Genomic DNA, 16,735 nt, shown 5'->3' on the forward strand with positions numbered 1-16,735 from the left:
AGCAAGTTATGAATAAAAGGTTGATGAAAAGAGAATTAGCAAATCTGAAAATGCTATTTAATATTGCGAAAAAACAAGGAGGCAAAGTCTTTTTTTGGTCGTTAACAGATGGAGTTTGCAGGAGATTTCACTTTGTTAATTTTTATCATAAAACACATTATAAACGTCATGAAGCATGTAAAGCATATTTAAAAAAAAGATATGCATATGTTGTTGAAAAATATAGAAAAGATACTTTTAAAGAACTTGGGAAAATAGATTCTGACTCTATAATTTGGCGATACTGGCATCAAGGGGTGTCCAATGTTCCGTATCCGGTTGATATTACATTGAACAATATAAAAAATAAAGTTGGAAAACATCCAGTAAAGGTTTTAGATGCGACATCTTATAAAGATTATATTGATGTGCCAGATTATATAGCTGAAAAAGTACAAAATGGGCAAATGAATATTGCTGTGTTTTCTGACTATATCCGGCTAGCTTTATTAAAACGTTATGGAGGTATCTGGCTTGATAGTACGTTTTATGTAAATAGAGATTTCCCAAGAGAAATTGATAACATGTCTTTTTATACGATTAATCAAGGAAATAAAAGAAAGTGGGTAGTGACGAGAGATAGGTGGTCAGTCTGCCTGTTAGCATGTGCACCTAATAATCCGTTGATTTCATTCTGCGAAGAATTCTTGCGGGAGTATTGGAAGAATGAAACGACACCAGTAGCGTATTTAATGACAGATTGTATTATTGGAATTGCATATGATGAAATTCCTTTTTTCAAGAAAATGATTGATAGTGTGCCTATCAACAATACACATTGTTTTGATTTTCTAACGGAATTTAGGAATGAAACTTATAACGAGGAAAAACAGATAGAAATGAATCGTGATACATTTTTATATCAACTATCTTATAAATTCAGTTGGAATCAAAAAACATCAGATGGCAAATTGTCAAACTATGGTGGTCTTGTAGAGAATAATAATGGAGCTGAGTTAATAAAATGAAATTTTCATTCATTATAGGAACAATAAATAGAACAAGAGAATTAAAATACTGCATTGAATCTCTCCTAACTCAAAGCTATAGAGAGTTTGAAATAATCATAGTAGATCAAAGTGAGAATGATTTGACAGAAAAATTAGTTAAGTCTTTTAATGAAAAATGCATTATATATAATCATGTTAGTTTTAAGGGACTTTCTAAAGCTCGCAATTATGGTATTAGTATAGCAACAGGTGAATATATTTGTCTGACAGATGATGATGCTTGTTACGATATTGATTATTTGTCTATGCTAAAAGGTTATTATGAAAAAGAACCTAATTGGATTATATCGGGGCATATGTGGGATGCGGTTAATAAAAGAGAATTTATTGATTATAGTAGAATACGTGAAGGAGAACCTTTATCAGTAAGAGATATAATTAGAAAATGTCCTTCGCCTGCAATTACATTTCCTAAATGTATTGTGCAAGAAATAGAGGGGTTTGATGAGAACTTTGGTGTTGGAGCTAAATATGGAGCTGGTGAAGAAACGGATTTTTTACTTAGAGCATTTTGGATTAAATATGATGTGATTTATTGCGAAGATGTTAGAGTACAACACCCTCATGAATATGCGATGATTGCAGTGGATGAAGAAGCAGAAGATCGTAAAGCATTTAATTATCCATATGGAATTGGAGCAATGTATAAAAAGCAATTTGTACTTGGTGATAAAAAAAAGATGATGTATCCGTATGTTGAACAGATTTTAAAAATGATAATTAAGAAGATTTTGCATAAATCAAGAGCTGAATTAATATTAAAGCGATTTCAGGAGGGCTTCAATTCATATAATAGAGAGCTCGAGGGTAAAATAGAATGACTGTTTATTTGACATTACTTGGAATTTTAGCTGTAACATCAATATTAGAGTTACTTCATATTAAATTAGAATCAAAACAAAAAAAAATTCTCTATTTTGTAACGGTAATAGCTTTAGTTTTGGTTGCAGGCTTAAGATACGGGCTTGAAACCGATTATTGGCATTATTATTATGTATTTAATGGAACACTAAAGGTGTCTTCTCTTGAAATTGGATTTAAATTATTCAACTTTTTAATACATACTTTTTTTAAAAATTATGGAATATATTGTCTCATAGTGGCTATTATATCATTGGGAATAAAAGGAAAGTTTTTCTTTAAATTAAAGTATCCATTTATTGCTTTATTATGCTATTATCTCCGTTTCTATGTTCTATTTGAATTAAATGCAATAAGGCAGGGCATTGCAATGACATTTGTTATTGTTGCGATATATTATTTAATAAATAATAATACTAGAAAATATATTGTTTATGTTGTAATTGCAATGCTTTTCCATTCAGCAGCAGTGTGTGCACTACTTGGATTGATTTTAAAAAAAATAAACTTAGAATTTAAGCATATTATTTTTATGTATTTGTGCTGCCTTATATTTAGATTGGCTTTTTTTGATATAGTTATAGTTTCTTTTTCACCTTATATTTCGGGTGTACTTGGCTCGACAAATAACTTGATACACGGAATACAATATATTATAAATTCAGGTGATAAGATGCAGGAAATGAATTACTTTGCATTAGCCAGAGTAATTATTCCTGGTATTTGCTTGTATTTTATCTCAAATAAAAATAATCAAATGTATTTCAATTTATATTTTACAGGTTCAGTATTAAATTTGCTTTTTTGGGGGTTAGATACAATTGCGTTTAGAATTCCAGCAGTTTTTTATATATTTGAAGCATATATATTAAATGATGCGTTATTAGAACGAAAGTTATTTGGCCGAAAAAAAAAGGATTGGATATTTACAATTTGTTTTTGGGGCATATCTTTTTGCGATATTTGGACTTTTGTGTCATATCTAACAGACAGCACTACGCTTGTTCCATATCGTACAATTTTGGGAATATAGAATGAAACTATGCGGATGAAATAGATAGATATTGAATGAGGCATATTAATTAATAATGGTTATGAACTATATTTTAGGAATATATGGTGTTGTTTAGAATTGTATGCGCAAATATAAAATATCAGATAACAGTAATATATAAGATGTTTTCTTTTTGGAATTTAAGTTTTTATATATTAAAAAATTAGAGTGGAGGTAAAAATGATTCCTAAAATTATACATTATTGCTGGTTTGGTGGAAAACCGCTTCCAGAGCTTGCACAAAAATGCATTTCTTCTTGGAAGAAATATTGTCCTGATTATGAAATTAAAGAATGGAATGAATCTAACTTCGATTTAAATTCTTGTGATTATGTACGAGAGGCTTACGAAGCAAAAAAGTGGGCTTTTATTACAGATTATGTTAGGTTGTATGCTATGGTGACAGAAGGCGGAATTTACATGGATACAGATGTGGAAGTGATTAAAACATTAGACCCTTTTCTTTGCCATAAAGCTTTTTCTGGTTTTGAAGATGAGGTTAGTATTCCAACTGGAATTATGGCATGTGAAAAAAACTTTCCGCTATTTACAAAGTTATTAGAAGATTATGATAATCGTCATTTTATTTTGCAGGATGGCAAATTTGATCTTACAACTAATGTTGTAACAATAACAAATCTCTGTAAAAAATATGGATTTATTGGAGATGATAGCAGACAAGATATTTGTGGATTTATTTTGTATCCACATGATGTATTTTGCCCTAAAAGTCATGTGACAGGGATTATTAGTTTGACTAATCGTACTGTTACGATTCATCATTTTTCTGGTTCATGGAAAAATAAGGAGGCAAAGATATCAATACAAATAAAGAGAAAACTCGATAATAAGGGACCTGCATTTCATATAATTGCAAAAGTCGTAGCTTTTCCTTTTACTTATAGTGATCGTGCGAAGAACGAAGGAGTGGGAAAAGCTACGCATTATTATATAAGAAAGATTGTAAAAAAGATAATAATACAAAAAAGAGGGAGAAATCACATATGAAAAAAATAATGGTTGTTTTTGGAACTCGTCCAGAAGCTATCAAAATGTGTCCACTTGTTAATGAATTGAAGAAGCGTAAGGAATTGCAAACAGTAGTATGTGTGACAGGTCAGCATCGTCAGATGCTTGATATGGTTTTGGAAGCATTTGAGATTATACCAAATTATAACTTATCTATTATGAAAGATAAGCAAACATTATTTGATGTGACAACTAATATTTTAAATCGTATTAAAGATGTTTTAGAAAAAGAAAAACCTAATGTTGTTTTGGTTCATGGTGATACATCTACTACATTTGTAACTGCCTTAGCTTGTTTTTATTTGCAGATTCCAGTTGGTCATGTAGAAGCCGGTTTGCGTACATATAATATTTATAGCCCTTATCCTGAAGAATTTAATCGTCAGGCGGTTTCAATTATTAGTAAATTTAATTTTGCTCCAACAGAACTGTCTAAAGAAAATCTTTTGAAAGAAGGAAAAGATCCGACAAGTATTTATGTTACTGGCAATACTGCAATTGATGCATTGAAAACGACTATCAGAGAAAATTATACACATCCTGAATTGGAGTGGGCAGATGGAAGCCGACTTATTATGATTACTGCGCATCGCCGTGAAAACCTTGGTGAACCAATGCAGCATATGTTTAAAGCAATTCGTCGTGTTATGGATGAACATCCAGATGTTAAGGCAATATATCCTATTCATATGAATCCGGTTGTTCGCGAAATTGCTAACGAGTATTTAGATAACGACGATCGTATTCATATTATTGAACCGCTTGATGTTCTTGATTTCCATAATTTTCTGAACAGAAGTTATCTTATTTTGACTGATTCAGGTGGAATTCAGGAGGAGGCACCTTCTCTTGGTAAGCCGGTTCTGGTTATGCGTGACACTACAGAGCGACCGGAAGGTATTGTAGCGGGTACATTGAAGCTAGTTGGTACGAAAGAAGAAACGATTTATAACGAGTTTAGCCGTTTGCTTTCAGATAGAGAGGAATATGATGCGATGAGCAAAGCAAGCAATCCGTATGGAGATGGTCATGCTTGTGAAAGAATTGCAGACATTCTTGTCAAGTAAACTAGGAGAGGTGAGAATGAAAACATTATCTATTATTATCCCGATGTATAACACCTCAAAGAGTTACTTTGAAAAATGTCTGATATCTTTGTTGTGTGAGCAGCAAAAAGAGATTGAAGTTATTGTTGTGGATGATGGTTCACAAGAACAATATAGTAGAGAGACAAAAAAACAAATTGAAAGTTCGCCACTTGATATTAAATATTTTAAAAAGAAAAATGGTGGTCAAAATTCTGCGCGAGAATATGGTCTTGCACATGCAACGGGTAGATATGTTTTCTTTATGGATGCTGATGACTATGTGGATAGTGATGCCTTAGATAAAATTATATCTTTATTAAAAAAATACAAGCCGGTTATTCTTGCCTTTAATTATGATGTACGAACTTCAGATGATGTTATTTTAGAAGAACATAATCGTTGGAAAGGTGAATATAAGAAAGTTGATGTAAATAAAGGGCTACTTTATAGTGATTCTTTGTGTTTGCAAATTTATGATAGAGACGCATTTTATAAAAGCGGAATACATCTTGTACAGGGAGTTAGAATTGGTGAAGATATGGCTTCATCGACAGCACTTTTAGCCACAATTGAAACGGAGTATGCAACAGATACGTGTTTGTATCATTATATAAAACATCCAGGAAGTGCGTTAAGCAATCCATCAGAAGAATCGGCACTTGACATGATTCATGCATTTGAGGCAATGCTGGCACAGCTTGACACGTCGATTCAAACTCAATATTATGTAGAATTTGAATGGCTTGCAATTTTACATATATTGTACTACAACACTATGAGGATTTTAAAAAGCTATGGGGGAAACAAGGCGTATATTAAAGAAATAAAAAAATGGATGAGGAATAATTATCCAAATTGGAAGGAAAATACATATATAAGGACAGAGAATATTGCTACCAAATGGTCATTTGTCTTAATTAAGAATGACCACACAAAGTTTTTATTTTATTTACAGGAAGCAAAAAAGAAAATGAAAAAACTTTTTAAGAAAAGGCAATCAAAGTGATTTTAGAAAGGAAAAATTGATTGGGCGATGATAAATGAAAGAAAAAAAGGAGCAATATTGTCTTATATTCAAGTTGTATTGAGTGTCGTTGTCAGTATTGTTTATGTGCCGGTTCTACTTCGATATCTTGGACAAAGTGAGTACGGATTGTATCAGATTGTAGGTTCTTTTTTTTCCTACATATCTGTTTTTGAGTCGTGTATGTCAACGGGGGTTCTAAGAAATTATTGCAATGCATTAGGTAGTAAAAATACAGAAAATGCAGATATAACACTTTCGATGGCTAGAGTGATATATAGGGCTATGGCTGTTTTGATAGCTGTTATTGGTGTCATTGTGTTTTTTTTGTTTAGGTATCTTTATACAAGTTCTTTTAGTACTCTGGAATTAAAGGAAGGTTCTGCAATTCTGATTTTGTTATTTGTCAATATGCTGGTAACATTGTTAGGATCAGTTTATTTAACCATTTTAACAGGGCATGAGAAGTTTACCTTTTTGAAAGTACTCGCAATTGTAATTCAGATAGTACAACCGTTCTTAGTTATTTTATGTGTGCGAAAAGTTCCGTATGCTATTACAATATCGACAGTAATTGTATTACTTAATATTTTAACAGTATTCATAAGATACATTTATGTAACTAGGAAATTAAAAATTAGAATTATAAAGAAAGAAAAAGATACCAAGGTAATTCAGGATATTGTTGGACTTTCTGTAACAATTCTTATGGGGTGTATTGCGGATCAGATTTTTTGGAAGACAGATCAGGTTATTTTAGGAAAGCTTTTTAACACAGCGCTAGTTGCAGTATATTCAGTGGGAGCTCAAATTTATATGATGTATATGCAATTTGGCACTCAAATTGCCAGTGTGTTCTATCCAAAGGTTAGTATTTTATATCAAGAAAATAATGGAAATAAAAAAGTTTCGGAGCTTTTTGTACGAGTTGGAAGAATGACATTCATGGTAATTATGCTGATTCTTTCTGGTTTTATTGCGTTTGGAAAAGAGTTTCTTATGATATGGGTTGGAACTGGCTATACAGAAGCATATTATGTATCGATTGTTGTTATGATCCCATTTTCGGTTGATTTAGCTCAAAACCTTGCATTAGCAATTTTGCAGGTAAAAAAACAGTATGGATTTCGTGCAAAAATTTATTTTTTAAGTGCAGTTATTAATATTATTACGACAATAATTTTTGCATCATATTTTGGCATTGTTGGAGCTGCGATTTCAACGGGGTTATCAATGACTATTACAAGTGGTTTTATTATGAATTGGTATTACTTAAAAAAAGCAGAATTAGATATTGCGAAGTTTTGGAAAGAATCTATCCCGGTTATCATGGTAGCAATTGTGATGTCATGCATTTCGTGCTTACTGAAGCGCGGTGAAGGCGTGAAAAATGTGTCAGTTGTTCATTTCGGAATAGAAGTTTTAATTTATTCAGTGGTTTATGCATTTATAATGTATTTGTGTGTTATGAAATCAGATGAGAAAGAACAAATTTTTAATTTGGTGAAGCACAAGAAAAAGATTTAAGAATGAAATGTTGAGTTTGTTAAGTTTTGAAAAATAATTTGAGGGTGTAAAATAAAGTGTGTAAGTTAAGAAAAACAAATTTCAAAACTTACGCACTTTGTTCAATGTGAACTTCCGAAAAAATCTCCCCTAAACAAATTTTAGGGATGATGAGGAATAAAAAAATATTGAAAATTCGGCGTTTTGCACGTAATTTTGCTTGCAATCGTGTGAACTTCCAGAAAAAGTTCCACCTAAACAAAATTAAGAGAATAAAAAATTGAAAAAATCCCGATTTTCTGCGGGTTCTGCTTGCAGGAGACTGGGATATATGGTACAATTATTTTAGGCGGATTACCGCCTAAAAGGAGGAGCCTAATGTATCTGGATTTTTTAGTGAAAACACCATTCGTACAGGGGAAGATTACACGTAGAAAAAAGAAAGATGTTGTATATATTGAGTATGAATATGACCGGATCTATGATCCGGTAAGGCAGTATACTTTTCCAAAAAGAGTAACGATAGGAAAACTGTCAGAAACAGATCCGGAACTGATGCAGCCGAACCAAAATTTCCTGAAATATTTTCCAGATGCAGAGCTTCCAGAGACAAAAAACAGGACATCCAGAAGCAGCTGCCTGCGTGTGGGAGCATATTTTGTATTGCGTAAAATTATAGAAGAATTCAACCTGGTCGAGCTCCTTGGTGGGTATTTTGAACAGCGTGATCTGGGACTTTTTCTTGATCTGGCGGTATACTCAATCATTGCAGAAAACAATGCTGCCCAGTACTATCCGGATTATACATACAACCATCCTCTTTTTACAAATGGAATGAAACAATACAGCGATTCTACTGTCTCAGATTTCCTGAATTCCGTAACGGATGACCAGAGTATTGGGTTCTTAAACTCCTGGAATGAGACCAGAAACCATCGCGAAAAAATATATATTTCCTACGATTCCACGAACAAAAACTGCCAGGCTGGAGACATTGAAATGGTGGAATTCGGACATCCGAAAGTAGATGTGGGACAGCCTGTATTTAACTATGCGGTTGCATATGATACACATAACCAGGAACCATTATTTTACGAAAAATATCCCGGAAGTCTGAACGATATCTCACAGCTTCAGTTCATGTTAGACAGAGCTTTTGGATATGGCTATAAGAAGATTGGCTTTATTTTGGACAGGGGCTATTTCAGCTGTGAAAACATACAATATATGGATAAATGCGGGTACAGCTTCGTGATCATGGTGAAGGGACTGGCTTCACTGGTGAATGAACTGGTTCTGGAACACAAGGGAACTTTTGAAAGTAAGCGCGTGAATAACATCTATGAGTATGGAGTATATGGGAAGACCGTGAAGCACAGGCTTTATGCGGGTGATAAAAAAGAACGGTATTTTCATCTGTACCACAGCATTTCCAAAGAAAGTGCAGAGCGTGCTGGGATTGAAAACAGGCTCAACCAGATGACATTGTACCTTAAGAAATATCAGAATAAAGTAAAAGAATTCGGGCCAGGGTTTGAGAAGTATTTTAATCTTCATTATGATGAAAAAACACAGGCATTTGTACTGCCGGAAGAGCGCTGCAGTGTGGTGGAAAGGGAACTGGATCTGGCAGGATATTTCTGTATAATCACATCGGAAAAGATGAGCGCAAAAGAAGCAATCGAGTTGTATAAGAGCCATGATACATCAGAAAAACTTTTCCGGGGAGATAAATCCTATCTTGGAAATAAGAGCATCCGGGTGTATTCGGAAGAGTCAGCACGGGCTAAGATATTTGTTGAATTTGTGGCAATGATACTGCGCTGTAAGATGTATACGAAGCTGAAAGAGGAGATGAAAAAACTGGAAAAGAAGCCGAATTATATGACAGTTCCGGCAGCGTTGAAGGAACTTGAAAAGATAGAAATGGTGCGTCAGTTGGACAATGTATACAGGCTGGATCATGCAGTAACAGCTAATCAGAAAACAATATTAAATGCGTTTGGTCTGGATGCGAATCACATAAAAAACTATGCATCCGAGTTGAGTAAAGAATTAAAAAAGGCGGAGTAGAAAGGAGAAAAAGATGGCAAGAACAAGAAAAACGAGCAGGGAAGCCCTGGATGAAAAGATTGAAAAAGCGGAAGCGGATGTGATCGTAGCGAAGAAAAGATATGACCATGCAACTGCAGTTTTGAAAGAGCTATTGGACAAGCGGGATGCGATAAGGAAAGATGAAATCCTGTCAGCAATTGTAAAGAGTGGACGGTCTTATGAGGAGATAATGAACTTCCTGAATGTGGAAGAAACTGAGAGAGAAATAAAGGAATAGACAAGGAATGCACCACAGCTACGGCTGTGGTGCGAGTTTTAGGCGGAAAATTTCTGGAAGTTCACATGAATGGATATAGGCTGGATTTAGTTGTAAAATTTCTGGAAGTTCACACTTTACAAGTAAGAATTCATAAACACGCATAAAATTATTGAGACCAAAAAGTTTTCATGATATCATTATTGGTAGAAAATAGTGATACTGTGGAAGCTTTTTTGTATAGGGAGTGTGTGATAGATGGGAAGATTTGTGAATCCGGACAACAGTGCTTTTCAGGCTGCTTTGAATTCCAGAATTTATGTAGATAAAACTGGTATGATCGAATATATGAATCGCGTTCTGGAGACTACAGATGCATATATTTGCAACAGCCGCCCCAGGAGATTTGGGAAATCCTATGCGGCGAATATGCTTGCAGCATATTACAGCAAAGGTGCAGATTCTGAGATGATGTTTTCCGACCTTTCAATAGGAAAAACACAGGATTTCAAAAAGTATCTTAACAAATATGATGTAATTCACATTGATATCCAGTGGTTTCTGGCAAATTGTGAAGATAAGAACAAAGTGGTACAGTTTATTACAAAAAGCGTACTGGACGAGTTGCGCGAAATTTATCCAGAGTGTTTGGTTCTCCAAGAGGGTTCTTTGTCTGATGCGCTTTCAAGAGTTAAAAATCAAACAGGACAGAAATTTGTCATTATTATTGATGAATGGGATGTTTTGATTCGAGATGAAGCGCAGAATCAGGCTGTACAGGAAAATTATATTAATTTCCTGAGGGGACTGTTTAAAGGTACTGAGCCAACTAAATATATTGCTCTCGCATATCTGACAGGTATCCTTCCAATCAAAAAAATGAAAACCCAGTCAGCACTAAATAATTTTGATGAGTTTACTATGCTTAGTGCAGGCAATATGGCGCCTTATGTCGGTTTCACAGAAAGTGAAGTGAAGATGCTTGCAAAAAAATATCATCAGAATTACGAAAAGGTCAAAAGGTGGTATGATGGTTATCTCCTAAATGAGCATCAAATATATAATCCACGGGCGGTTGTGGGAGTTATGCTAAATGGCGAATTTAAGAGCTACTGGTCAGAGACTGCTTCTTACGAGACAATCGTGCCGTTGATCAATATGGATTTCGATGGCTTAAAGTCCGCTGTTATTGAAATGTTGTCAGGCGCTGAAGTGAAAGTGAATACGGCAACTTTTAAAAATGATACGGTAAATATACAGAACCGCGATGAGGTTCTTACGTATATGATCCATCTTGGCTATCTGGGATACGATCAGAATCGAAGGTCTGCATTTGTTCCTAATGAAGAAATTCGGCAGGAACTTACGCTTGCTGTAGAGAACAAAAAATGGAGTGAAATGACAGCATTTTGGAAGAACTCTGCCAGTCTTTTGGAGGCAACCCTGGATATGGATGAAGAAGCCATTGTAGAAAGTATAGAAAAGATTCACACTCAGTATGCATCTGGAATCCAGTACAATGACGAAAATTCCCTAAGCAGTGTACTTACGATTGCATACTTAAGTTCTATGCAGTATTATTTCAAACCTGTCCGAGAGTTTCCTACTGGTCGTGGCTTTGCTGATTTTGTGTATATACCGAAACCAGAATACAAAGCCAATTATCCAGCGCTCGTAGTAGAATTGAAATGGAATAAGAATGCGAAAACGGCTCTTCAACAGATTTACGAGAAAAAATATCCGGAGTCTATTGCAGAATATACTGGAGAGATTTTGCTGGTTGGGATTAATTATGATAAGAAGACGAAGAAACATGAATGTGTGATAGAAGAGTACCAGAACTAGCAAGTTGTATAAAGTTAGTTAATGAAATATCGGCGATTTATAATACAATCTATCTATAAATACAGATGAAGGAGAATGTATAGTGGGGAGAGTTAGATGGATTCATTTTTCTGATTTGCACTTGGGAAATGATAAAGCAACAGAAACACGTCTTATGAGGCGTGAATTGCCAGAATATATTGCTGGATTGAATCGAAATTTTGACTATGCGTTTTGCACAGGTGATATTAAAGAGTGGAATGGCTGCTATACAGATGCCTGTGTGGAGTATTTAAAATCGATATGTAAAGCTGGAATGGTGCCTTTGACACGGTTATTTATAGTTCCAGGAAATCATGACGTTAAAGTTACAAATTCCGAAAGAAAAGAGATTATAGATAGATTAACTGATTGGAATAGTTCATATTACACTCCGGCTGAGGGAAATATTTCAGAATCTGATATTAGAATCCTAAAAGAAGGGGAAACTGATTTCATAAATTTTATCAGAAAACTGCTTGGAACAGAACGTGCAGAGATGTACACAAAACCGCATTTTGTGGTTAAGACAGAGCAGTTTAATATTCTACATGTGGATTCAACTTTGACTTACGGTCAGGGAAGAAATCGTGACTTCGTAATTGGATCAGGTGTACTGTTAGATGCATTGGACGAATGTGCTCCAAACAAGCCAACAATTCTTCTTACACATTATTCGTTTGATTTTTTGACACAGCAGGAGCGAAAAGAGGTTGAAAAATTGTTGGAAAGTACAGATGTGCAGCTATGGTTGGCAGGTCATGAACATGAAAATCTGATTCGCAAGCAGCGTGAAAAGTTCTGGGAATGCCAAAGTGGAAACCTTGCACTTCAATATGGGGCAAGATCTTGTTTCCTTACTGGAGAACTTGATTTAGATACAGGAGAAGGGATTCTTGAAGTTCATGCCTGGTATGAGAAAAAAGGCTGGGCATTGTATCCCTTTGCACGAACTGGATCGGAAAATGATCAAATTTACCCTTTCTCATTAAGGCTTCCGGGAATTAAAAGAGAAAAGAATGTATCACCAGAGCTTTTTAATGCTCGTGAAGCCTGTTATCAGCTTTCCCAGGATGGAAATCTTTTTGATGGTGTCAAAGTGAACAACCTGCTTTTTGCAGATTTGGAATGGAATGGCCGGACATATATAAATAATAATACAGAAACTCCGTTGACGACGCTTATGAGGGAATTATGGACTTACAAAAATGAACATCCGGAAGTATCCTGTAATGCACTGATTCTTGGCGACGGCGGAATGGGCAAGAGTACTATGATGTATCAAGAGTGCAGAAGATTGCTTGAGGATGGAAAAATGGCAGTATATGTTTCACTACAGGCGCGCGAGGGATTTGGAAACGAAAGAATATTAGATTATGTCTTGAAGTGTATATATAAGGAAATAGATGAGCGCTCTAAGAGCCGTTTTGTTTCATTAACATGTTCCAGACATTTGCATCCAGATGTCACATTATTTATTGATGGATTTAACGAACTAACAGGCTCTGGTGCACAGAGATATGTTGCGGAAATTAAGAAATTATCACAGCAACAGGGAATTCAGATTGTAATATCTTCACGGCTTGATTTTTTGAGAGATTATGGACTTAGTCATTTTTGGATGATTCATACCTGTGATCTTAGAGAAGAACAATATCATGGCCTTTTTGATGAAAACGAGTGGAATAATATTGTGGCGCATAAGAATATAAGGATTCTTCTTCGAAACCCAATGATGGCACTTTTGTATGCATGTACCTGTCCGGTTGTAAGTAAGCATCAAGATCTGGATTATTTAGACTGGAAAATGCCAATAACGAATGTTGTTGATCTGATTCATGATTATTACTTATCACAAATTGCAATTTTGTTAGATAGGGAAATGGTCAGTGGGGATGATGTGGTTGCTGGCTATTTAATAATTAAGAGAGTTCTTCCAAAGCTTGGATATGAACTGGAACGGAAAAATACTACAATTTGGGGAGAGGATGATTTTGAGCGTGCGTTGAGTAATGCAGTTGCGGAGACAAATGCATGGATAGGTGGAAGCTGTGATGTAGCTGTAATACGAAAGATAAGAAGAAAATTTCGTATTCAGAGTGCAGAAATTTCAGAAGATAAAGCGTACAATCTTATAGTAACAGAACTATGTCTTTTAAAAGCTGGCTCCGGAAGAGTTTCATTTTCACATCAGGTTTTCCGCGATTATCTTTCAGCAGTATATTTGTACGCTTGCCTTAGAAATAATATTAGAACAGAAAGACAGTGGCATGAAGAAAAAATTCATCGTGGTGTTGTGAGTTATCTTCGCTATATGCATGAAGAACCGCTGTGGGGAGAAAATGGAATTGCAAACCAATATCTTTCCGGATATAGAGAAAAGGAAAGGCCTGCTGCGGATAATTTTGTTGCCAATATTGTAAATTGTTGGTTAAGTGAAGAAACTGGAGAGCGTGATCTGTCCGGAATTGATTTACGGGGGATTCCTTTAGCTGATCATTTAAAAAGTAAATTCACAGGAAAAATTAATATAAATAATGCATGGGTTGATCGGCAGACTTTTATTAATGATAAGCATCATGATTGCATTATAGATATAAACTTTTCTCATGATGGAAGGACAATGGCCGCAATTTCTAAAAATGGAATTGTATCAGTTGTCAATTTATTAACTCAGAGTCAAATGATCGTGGGAGAACTGGGATGCCTTGAATCAGCGGCTATTGGCTATAATACAGATGATTTTCTAATTGTAAAATATGATGGAAAGACAGTTAAATGGCCAACGATTGCTTATGATATTATAGAAAATTGTAGCTTTGATGAAGTGGTTTACGTTGATTCCATTACAGAAGAAATGAAGGTGAAGGTGAATGCGCTTAAAAAGAGGCTGAGTGAATCGGATTTGTTAGGATCATGTGTGAAACAATCTGAGGACGGTAGATACTTAGGAATTGGGTATGAGAGTGGTTTTCTGCAAATTTGGGATGTACAGACGCAGGAGTGTGTTGGAGAATTGTCATTGAGCGATACACAAATATCCACTGTGTCATTTACTCCGGACGGAACAATTGCAGCATTAGGATCTGGTGGTAAAATCGTTCAAGTATGGGATGTTGTAAAACGCAAATATCTTCATACATTGTATTTTAAATACCGGGTAAGTAATGTTAGTTTTCCAGGAAATGAGCATATCTTAGAGTGCCAATTTTCAAATGGAACATACAGAAAAGTGAATATTGATGATGGAAGAGTGGGTCCGGAGACGCAGCATGGTGGAACCCGGTTTGTTTCTCAAAGGTTACTAAAAAGACTAGGAAGGCAAAAAGCAGACAAGATAGAGTCTGCACAAAATGGAAACGCAATCATCTTGTTGGAAAATGGAAATGCATACACATGGGATGAAAAATTACAAAGACTAAATTTTTGCCCTGGTCATATGGGAAAAGTTACAGCCATTGCAATGTGCGGTGCTGATAATCGATTTGCAGCAAGTTATTCGCAGGAAAGATATCGGGCAAATCGGAATGACAAAACTCGCAGAGGTATTTTGGATGGACAGAAGGTAGTTCGGGTTCGAATTGTGAAAACGGGCCAGTGCCAGTGGCGATTGCCTACTCGTGGAAGATCTATAAAAAAATTACAGTTTTTTACAGCAAATCGGATTATTTTGGCTGGACTGGCAACAAATGGTGACATTTTGTTATGGGAATTAATCAATAAAATGGTATATGGGAAAGAGCGAGGCGAATGGAAAGCAGTAGAAGTTGTTCGGAATAATCAGACGGAACCGCTGGAATGTGCAGTGACAAAGGACAGAAAAACATTTATAAGTGCGTATATAGATGGGAGTCTTGTAATCCGATCCTTTTCCGAGCAGTGTGAAGACGATGGAGTGATAAGCACATTTCCTGGAATTGATGCAAGTGTATTTGAATGGGAAGACTTGAAATGCGATGACGATATAAAAAAGACTTTGAGGAGTTATCTTCAGAAATGACTTCAAAAGTGTCAAGTATATCAGTAAAAATCCGAAAGGATTATTTGTGACTTGGATCGTTAATTGGCTGATCAAACCATTTACAATGTATGGAATTGCATGCTTGTTCTTCTTTGTGTTATTCAGGGCATTTATTCCGGTTGAACTTGCTACAGAATATCTGGCTGGGGCAGTATTGCTTGGTGCAGCACCATGCACAGCAATGGTATTTGTATGGAGCAGTCTGACGCAAGGGAATCCGGTATATACTGTCGTTCAGGTTGCAACGAATGATATTATCATTCTTTTTGCATTTGGACCGATTGTGAAATTTCTGCTGGGCGTGTCCACAGATTAGAGTGCTTTTTTCATGCCTTGAAAGGAAGTGGTCAAAGCACAATGCTTGCAAACTCAGAGTTCGTGGCACTTTTAAAGCAGGCGAATACAGACAGTTCCAAGATGGCAGAGATTATCGGAGTATCAGAGGCACAGCTTAGATTCGTAACCAATACCGCTTCGGGAATGGGGCTTATCAAGTGTGGCTCTGTGGTGATTCCATTTGATAATCAGATTAGCAAGGATACAGACCTTTACAGACTGTATAACACCAATATTCATGAGATGATAGCGATGATGAAAAAGGAAAAACTACCGGAAAAAGTAATTGAGAGGAGTGGAGAATCTTGATATAATTAAATATAGTGATTTAAAAAAGTTTATAATTTCTCGCTAAAATGGTAAAAATGACATTGTGACACCACTGGTGTCACAATTCGAAAGGTGGAATATTTGTATGGATAATGATTTAATGTCTGCAGCTGGATTAATCCATATAATTGAGGAATCTAGACAAAATGCATTAAAAAAAGTAAATGAGGAACTTATCAAAATGTATTGGAAAGTAGGTGAGTTCTTAAGTAAGGAAACGGAACACGCTTCGTAGCAATATCTATGGACAATTGATTTGTAAA

The 16,735-nt window shown here is 35.3% G+C and carries 12 protein-coding genes and 2 pseudogenes; all 14 read left to right on the forward strand.

Annotation, left to right across the window (positions count from 1 at the left end; translation table 11 throughout):
• Positions 1-8 precede the first annotated feature (8 nt).
• The 14 genes and pseudogenes from ABHC48_RS06280 to ABHC48_RS06345 all read left to right on the forward strand — a co-directional run bounded on the left by ABHC48_RS06280 (position 9) and on the right by ABHC48_RS06345 (position 16,707).
• Positions 9-1,007, forward strand: coding sequence for a capsular polysaccharide synthesis protein (locus ABHC48_RS06280; RefSeq protein ID WP_195699019.1), 999 nt, complete (start codon positions 9-11; stop codon positions 1,005-1,007).
• Positions 1,004-1,870, forward strand: a complete 867-nt coding sequence (locus ABHC48_RS06285; RefSeq protein ID WP_195699018.1) for a glycosyltransferase family A protein — start codon at positions 1,004-1,006, stop codon at positions 1,868-1,870. The genes ABHC48_RS06280 and ABHC48_RS06285 overlap by 4 nt, the downstream gene beginning before the upstream one ends.
• Complete coding sequence (locus ABHC48_RS06290; protein ID WP_195699017.1) at positions 1,867-2,943, forward strand: EpsG family protein; 1,077 nt, start codon at positions 1,867-1,869, stop codon at positions 2,941-2,943. Before ABHC48_RS06285 ends, ABHC48_RS06290 begins: the two co-directional genes overlap by 4 nt.
• 201 nt (positions 2,944-3,144) lie before the next feature.
• Positions 3,145-3,972, forward strand: a complete 828-nt coding sequence (locus ABHC48_RS06295) for a glycosyltransferase (protein ID WP_195699016.1) — start codon at positions 3,145-3,147, stop codon at positions 3,970-3,972.
• Positions 3,969-5,060: a UDP-N-acetylglucosamine 2-epimerase (non-hydrolyzing) gene (wecB, locus tag ABHC48_RS06300; protein ID WP_195699015.1), complete on the forward strand. Its 1,092-nt coding sequence runs from the start codon at positions 3,969-3,971 to the stop codon at positions 5,058-5,060. Before ABHC48_RS06295 ends, wecB begins: the two co-directional genes overlap by 4 nt.
• A 16-nt stretch (positions 5,061-5,076) precedes the next feature.
• Complete coding sequence (locus ABHC48_RS06305) at positions 5,077-6,087, forward strand: glycosyltransferase family 2 protein (RefSeq protein ID WP_195699014.1); 1,011 nt, start codon at positions 5,077-5,079, stop codon at positions 6,085-6,087.
• Positions 6,088-6,114: 27 nt separating this feature from the next.
• Entirely contained in the window at positions 6,115-7,632 is a 1,518-nt protein-coding gene (locus ABHC48_RS06310) for a polysaccharide biosynthesis C-terminal domain-containing protein (protein WP_195699013.1), read from the forward strand.
• Between the two features lie 357 nt (positions 7,633-7,989).
• Entirely contained in the window at positions 7,990-9,684 is a 1,695-nt protein-coding gene (locus ABHC48_RS06315; RefSeq protein WP_272066913.1) for a transposase, read from the forward strand.
• A 13-nt stretch (positions 9,685-9,697) separates the two neighbouring features.
• Positions 9,698-9,943 (forward strand): hypothetical protein, encoded by a 246-nt coding sequence (locus tag ABHC48_RS06320; protein ID WP_195699011.1) that lies wholly within the window; start codon positions 9,698-9,700, stop codon positions 9,941-9,943.
• Positions 9,944-10,180: 237 nt separating this feature from the next.
• A complete protein-coding gene (locus ABHC48_RS06325) occupies positions 10,181-11,767 on the forward strand; it encodes an AAA family ATPase (protein ID WP_195699010.1) in 1,587 nt (528 codons plus the stop codon).
• Between the two features lie 82 nt (positions 11,768-11,849).
• On the forward strand, positions 11,850-15,785 hold the full coding sequence (locus ABHC48_RS06330; protein WP_195699009.1) for a metallophosphoesterase: 3,936 nt from the start codon (positions 11,850-11,852) through the stop codon (positions 15,783-15,785).
• Positions 15,769-16,113, forward strand: a pseudogene (locus ABHC48_RS06335) (arsenite transporter); the annotation flags it as partial. The gene ABHC48_RS06330 and the pseudogene ABHC48_RS06335, both read left to right, overlap by 17 nt.
• 44 nt (positions 16,114-16,157) lie before the next feature.
• Positions 16,158-16,451, forward strand: a pseudogene (locus ABHC48_RS06340) (hypothetical protein); the annotation flags it as partial.
• 106 nt (positions 16,452-16,557) lie between these two features.
• Positions 16,558-16,707, forward strand: coding sequence for a DUF1016 N-terminal domain-containing protein (locus ABHC48_RS06345; RefSeq protein ID WP_195699008.1), 150 nt, complete (start codon positions 16,558-16,560; stop codon positions 16,705-16,707).
• Positions 16,708-16,735: the final 28 nt, after the last annotated feature.

Source organism: Ruminococcus sp. 1001136sp1 (genome assembly GCF_039841815.1).
In the GTDB taxonomy this organism is placed as follows: domain Bacteria; phylum Bacillota; class Clostridia; order Lachnospirales; family Lachnospiraceae; genus Blautia_A; species Blautia_A faecis.